The sequence below is a fragment of the Peterkaempfera griseoplana genome, from assembly GCF_001418575.1.
Lineage (GTDB): Bacteria > Actinomycetota > Actinomycetes > Streptomycetales > Streptomycetaceae > Peterkaempfera > Peterkaempfera griseoplana.
The window spans coordinates 1-4,849 of record NZ_LIQR01000668.1 but is presented as its reverse complement, the minus strand read 5'-3'; the positions used below and the strand labels follow the sequence as shown (position 1 = coordinate 4,849).

Sequence of the window (4,849 nt, the reverse complement as noted above, 5' to 3'; positions counted from 1 at the left end):
CCACTCCCCCGTCCCGGCGCGCTCCCGCCCCGCCTGCGGCCCGGCGGCGGTCCTTGCATGCCCGGTGACCGGGGATCCGTCCAGCCGTCAGCGGCAGCGCCCTGTGGGACGGCCGAGCGTCCGGCACCGGCCGACGCCCTCCGAGCCGGAGTGGACGGCGCACCCTCCGGCGCGCCCACCGGCCTCCGGTGCATCCAGTACCGCCAGCGGTACGGACCGGCGTCACATGGATGTCATCTGCACACGATATGGTTGCTTGCGTCAACCACCTAATCTTCAGCCCGCTTGGAGCACCCCCGGCGCTCGGCGGGCGAATCGGAGGAACGGGCTAGCAGTGTCCAGTCCCGAACAGGCGTCACCCGTCATGTCCCAGGCTCCCGAACGGGGGCGCCACTACAAGTGGATCGCGCTGTCGAACACCACCCTCGGTGTGCTGATGGTGATGATCAACCAGTCCATCGTCCTGATCGCGCTTCCGGACATCTTCCGGGGCATCCACCTCGACCCGCTCGACCCCTCCAACACCAGCTATCTGCTGTGGATGCTGATGGGCTTCATGGTCGTCACGGCGGTGCTGGTGGTGACCTTCGGCAGACTGGGCGACATGTTCGGCCGGGTACGCATGTACAACATGGGTTTCGCGGCCTTCACCCTCTGTTCGGTGATGCTCTCGCTGACCTGGATGCAGGGCAGCGCGGGCGCCCTGTGGCTGATCGGGTGGCGGATCCTCCAGGGGATCGGCGGGGCGCTGCTGTTCGCCAACTCCACCGCCATCCTCACCGACGCCTTCCCGGTCGAGCAGCGCGGCACGGCCCTGGGCATCAACTCCCTGGCGGCGATCGCCGGTTCGTTCCTCGGCCTGGTGCTGGGCGGCGTGCTGGCGCCGGTGAACTGGAAGATGATCTTCCTGGTGTCGGTGCCGTTCGGCATCTTCGGCACGATATGGGCGTATCTGAAGCTGCGTGACACCGGGTTGCGGCAGCGGGCCCGGATGGACTGGTGGGGCAATGTCACCTTCGCCGTCGGCCTGATCTCCATCCTGGTCGGCATCACCTACGGCATCCAGCCGTACGGCTCCAGCACCATGGGCTGGAGCAACCCCTGGGTGCTCACCGCGCTGATCGGCGGCGCGGTGGTGCTCGCGGTCTTCGTACGCATCGAGTCCGTGGTCTCCGACCCGCTGTTCCGGCTCTCGCTCTTCCGGCTGCGCGCGTTCACCGCGGGCAACATCGCGAGCCTGCTCACCGCGCTGGGGCGCGGCGGCCTGCAGTTCATGCTGATCATCTGGCTCCAGGGCATCTGGCTGCCGCTGCACGGCTACAGCTTCGAGCAGACCCCGCTCTGGGCCGGTATCTACATGATTCCGCTGACCATCGGGTTCCTGCTCTCCGCGCCGGTCTCCGGCTGGCTGTCGGACCGCTTCGGCGCCCGGCCCTTCACCGTGGCCGGCACCCTGATCACCGCGGGCAGCTTCCTGGCACTGATGGCGCTGCCCACCGACTTCAGCTACTGGGTCTTCGCGGTGCTGTTGCTCGTCAACGGCCTGGGCTCCGGCCTGTTCTCGTCCCCGAACCGCGCCGAGATCATGAACGCCGTCCCGGCGGACTCCCGCGGTGCCGGCGCCGGTATGACGGCGACCTTCCAGAACTCCTCGATGGTGCTCTCCATCGGCATCTTCTTCAGCCTGATGATCGCCGGCCTGTCCAACACCCTGCCGGGCGCCATGCATGACGGACTGGTGCAGCAGGGCGTGCCCGAGGGCGTGGCCCACCAGGTCTCGCAGCTGCCGCCGATCGCGGTACTGTTCGCGGCCTTCCTCGGTTACAACCCCTTCCAGCAGCTGCTGGGCGGTCAGCTCTCCGGACTGCCGGACGGCGGAAGCGCCGTCACCAGCAAGCAGTTCTTCCCCCATCTGATCTCCGAGCCCTTCCACCAGGGCCTGGTGGTGGCCTTCTGGTTCGCGGTGGCCGCCTGCCTGGTCGCCGCGCTCTCCTCGCTGCTGACCGACCGGCTCGGCCGGCGGCACAGGGTGCAGGCCGTGGAGTCGCTGGGGTCCGAGCTGGCCGCGGTGTCCGGCGAGGCCGGTCTGGCGCCGAGCGAGCTGGTGGTGCCGAGCGGCGAGCGGCCCGGTGGTGCCGACGGGGTCGCCGGACGCGGAGCGCCGGCGGGTACGGACGCCTCCTGAGCCGAAGCGGCTGAGCCGCGGGTCCGCCGGTGCACCGGTGGGCCCGCGGCTCAGCCGTCCGCGGCCGGTGCGACGGGGGCACGGCGGTACGGTGGGCGGCGCAGGTCAGGGGACCACGGTCACCGGCCAGCGCCCGGACCTGACCAGGCGGGCCGCGATCGACCCGGGCAGGCGGCGGCCGATGCGCCGTGAGGTGCCGATGACGACGGCGTCCGCGCGCAGCTCGCAGGCGGCCTGGGAGAGGCAGCTGACCACATGACCGGAGACCGTGCGGAACTCCCAGCGCGGTGCGCTCGTCCCGTCCATGCTGGCCAGCCCGGCACGCACCTGGTCGCAGATCTGCTCGGCGACCGACCGGGTCATCTCGACCAGCGCGGCTCCCAAGCCGGTGGTGGCCGCGATCGCGGGGACGGGCTGCACATAGAGCAGTACCAGCAGCGCGCCCTGTCGCCGTGCCAGCCCGGTGGCGTAGGCGGCGGCCCGCCAGGAGGCGTCGGAACCGTTCACCCCGACGAGGATCACTCTTGGACCGTCCGTCCCGCGTTCGAACGCCAAGCCCGTCCTCCAGGGTCCACCCGGCCCGGGGCACGTCCGACGTGCGGCCCCACGGCGTCGGGCGATGGTTAGTTTACGTGCGCTAATGGTAGGGCGACAGCCCCCTGACCTCACCAGTCGGCCCTCCGCCGCGGACGCCCGGCCGTCCGAACGGCCCGGCGCCGGAGGTCCGTTCGCCAGGCGTGCCCGGCCCGGCGGCGCCCGGTGATACTGGCGGGAGGGAACAGGGGCGAAGGAGGAACGCGATGCCCGAGTGGCCGGCCGCCCACGGCACCTCCCTCAGCGCGGCCCAGCAGCGCGCGGTCCTGGCGGCGGACCCGGTCACCGGTGAGGTCACCGCCAGCCCGTCCGTGCTGCGCGCCCTGGTGGCCAAGCGGCTGGCGGACGCCTACGGGCGGCGCGGCGCCCGCTATCTGACAGACTTCGGGCGGCAGGTGCGCGCCCGGCTGGAGGCCGCCCACCGGGCCGCCCTGGAGCCCGGCCCCGCGCCCGGCCCCGAGTCCGGCTTCACGGCCGCGACCGGCGAGGAAACCGGCACCGCCGAGCCCGCCCCCGGACGGGCGGCGGCAGCGGCCGCCGCCTGGGAGTCGCTGCTGGAGATCCGGCGGATGACCGGCGGCGGTTCCCGGCCGCAGGACACGCCGGCCGCCTGGGAGCGCACCCGTACCGTCGCCGCGGTGGCTCTGGCGCTGGAGGCCGCGGGGATGCCCGCCGCGGTGGCCGACTCCGCGGGGCGGCGGATACGGGCCGGCTACCGCGTCACCGAGGGCGCGGGCCCGGGCCAGGCGCGGGTGGAGTGGCGGCCGCTGCCCGGGACCCCGGCCGCGGCAGAGGCCCAACGGCACCTGGAGTCCTGCGCCGCCGTGCTCTCGCGGTGGGGGTGGGAGGCGCTGCTGTACCAGGCGTCCGGCGGTGTCCGCTTCCTGGCCGTGACCGCTCCCCCGCCCTGACGCCGACGCGGCCCGCCACCGCCCCGGCGGCCCGGGCGCGCTCGGTGCGTCCTCGGGACGGCCGGTACGGTGACGCGGCCGACGCCCTGAGCCGTCACCCGATCGCTCTCCGTCCGGACGATGACCCGGCGAGGGGCGCGGCCGCACGGGCCGGCGCTGTCCCCGGGCGGTCCGTGTCCCCGGGCGCGCCCCGTGGTGCCGGCGTGGCCGACCGGCCTGCTGCCGCCGGATCCGCACCGCGTCGCGGAACAATGACAGCCGGTCCGCTGAATCGTCCGTACCGCCTCCGTCCCCCTCGACTCCCTGGAGTGGTCGCCATGCCGACTCCCCCCACCGCCGGCACCCCGGGCGCGGCGGTGCACAAGGCCGCCGACGCGCTGGCCGAGGCCGCCCGGACCGGGGTGCCCTGCGCACCCGTACGCGGGCTGCTCGCCGACGGCGGCGTCGCCGACGCCTACGCCGTGCAGCAGCTGAACATCCAGCGGTCCCTCACCGGGAGCCGACGGGTGGTCGGTCGCAAGATCGGTCTCACCTCGCCCGCGGTGCAGCGTCAACTCGGGGTGAACCAGCCGGACTTCGGCGCGCTGCTGTCGGACATGGCGGTGCCCGACGGCGGCGTGGTGCCGGCCGGACGGCTGCTGCAGCCCAAGGTGGAGGCCGAGGTGGCGCTGGTGCTGGGCCGGGACCTGCCCCATCCGCAGTGCACGGTGGCCGATGTGCTGCGCGCCGTCGACTTCGCCCTGCCCGCCCTGGAGCTGGTGGACAGCCGCATCGCCGGCTGGGACATCAGCCTGGTCGACACGGTGGCCGACAACGCCTCCTCCGGCCTCTTCGTCCTGGGCGGCACCCCCGTGCCGCTGACCGCGGTGGATCTGCGCGGGGTGGCGATGACGACGACCCGCGGCGGTGCGGAGGTCTCCCGGGGCAGCGGGGCCGACTGCCTGGGCGGCCCGCTCAACGCGGCGGTGTGGCTGGCCGGTGTCCTCGCCCAGGCCGGGGACCCGCTGCGGGCCGGGGAGATCGTCCTCACGGGCGCGCTCGGCCCGATGGCGGCCGCCTCGCCGGGCGATGCCTTCGAGGCGCACATCAGCGGCCTGGGGTCGGTACGGGTGGCGTTCGCCCACGCCGAGGGGGCGGACGGCTGAGCGGCGCCCCGCCC

At 73.7% G+C, this 4,849-nt stretch carries 4 protein-coding genes; 3 read left to right on the top strand and 1 reads right to left on the bottom strand.

The window, feature by feature from the left end:
* The first annotated feature begins 364 nt into the window (after positions 1-364).
* Complete coding sequence (locus AOK09_RS35105) at positions 365-2,185, top strand: MFS transporter (protein WP_055591246.1); 1,821 nt, start codon at positions 365-367, stop codon at positions 2,183-2,185.
* 105 nt (positions 2,186-2,290) lie between these two features.
* Here the strand turns inward: AOK09_RS35105 and AOK09_RS35100 are convergent, their stop codons facing one another.
* Entirely contained in the window at positions 2,291-2,692 is a 402-nt protein-coding gene (locus AOK09_RS35100; RefSeq protein WP_245687627.1) for a universal stress protein, read from the bottom strand.
* A gap of 293 nt (positions 2,693-2,985) precedes the next feature.
* Here AOK09_RS35100 and AOK09_RS35095 point away from each other — a divergent pair, with 293 nt between their 5' ends.
* Together AOK09_RS35095 and AOK09_RS35090 are read left to right on the top strand one after the other, a co-directional pair.
* Positions 2,986-3,690 carry a hypothetical protein gene (locus AOK09_RS35095; protein ID WP_245687626.1) on the top strand — a complete coding sequence of 235 codons (705 nt, stop codon included), beginning with the start codon at positions 2,986-2,988 and terminating at the stop codon, positions 3,688-3,690.
* 317 nt (positions 3,691-4,007) lie between these two features.
* Positions 4,008-4,835 (top strand): 2-keto-4-pentenoate hydratase, encoded by an 828-nt coding sequence (locus AOK09_RS35090; RefSeq protein ID WP_055591243.1) that lies wholly within the window; start codon positions 4,008-4,010, stop codon positions 4,833-4,835.
* The last annotated feature ends 14 nt before the right edge of the window (positions 4,836-4,849 follow it).

Bases quoted from the DNA above. Each gene is read 5' to 3' on its own strand.
- AOK09_RS35105 (WP_055591246.1), top strand. From the start codon at position 365: ATGTCCCAGGCTCCCGAACGGGGGCGCCACTACAAGTGGATCGCGCTG.
- AOK09_RS35095 (WP_245687626.1), top strand. From the start codon at position 2,986: ATGCCCGAGTGGCCGGCCGCCCACGGCACCTCCCTCAGCGCGGCCCAG.
- AOK09_RS35090 (WP_055591243.1), top strand. From the start codon at position 4,008: ATGCCGACTCCCCCCACCGCCGGCACCCCGGGCGCGGCGGTGCACAAG.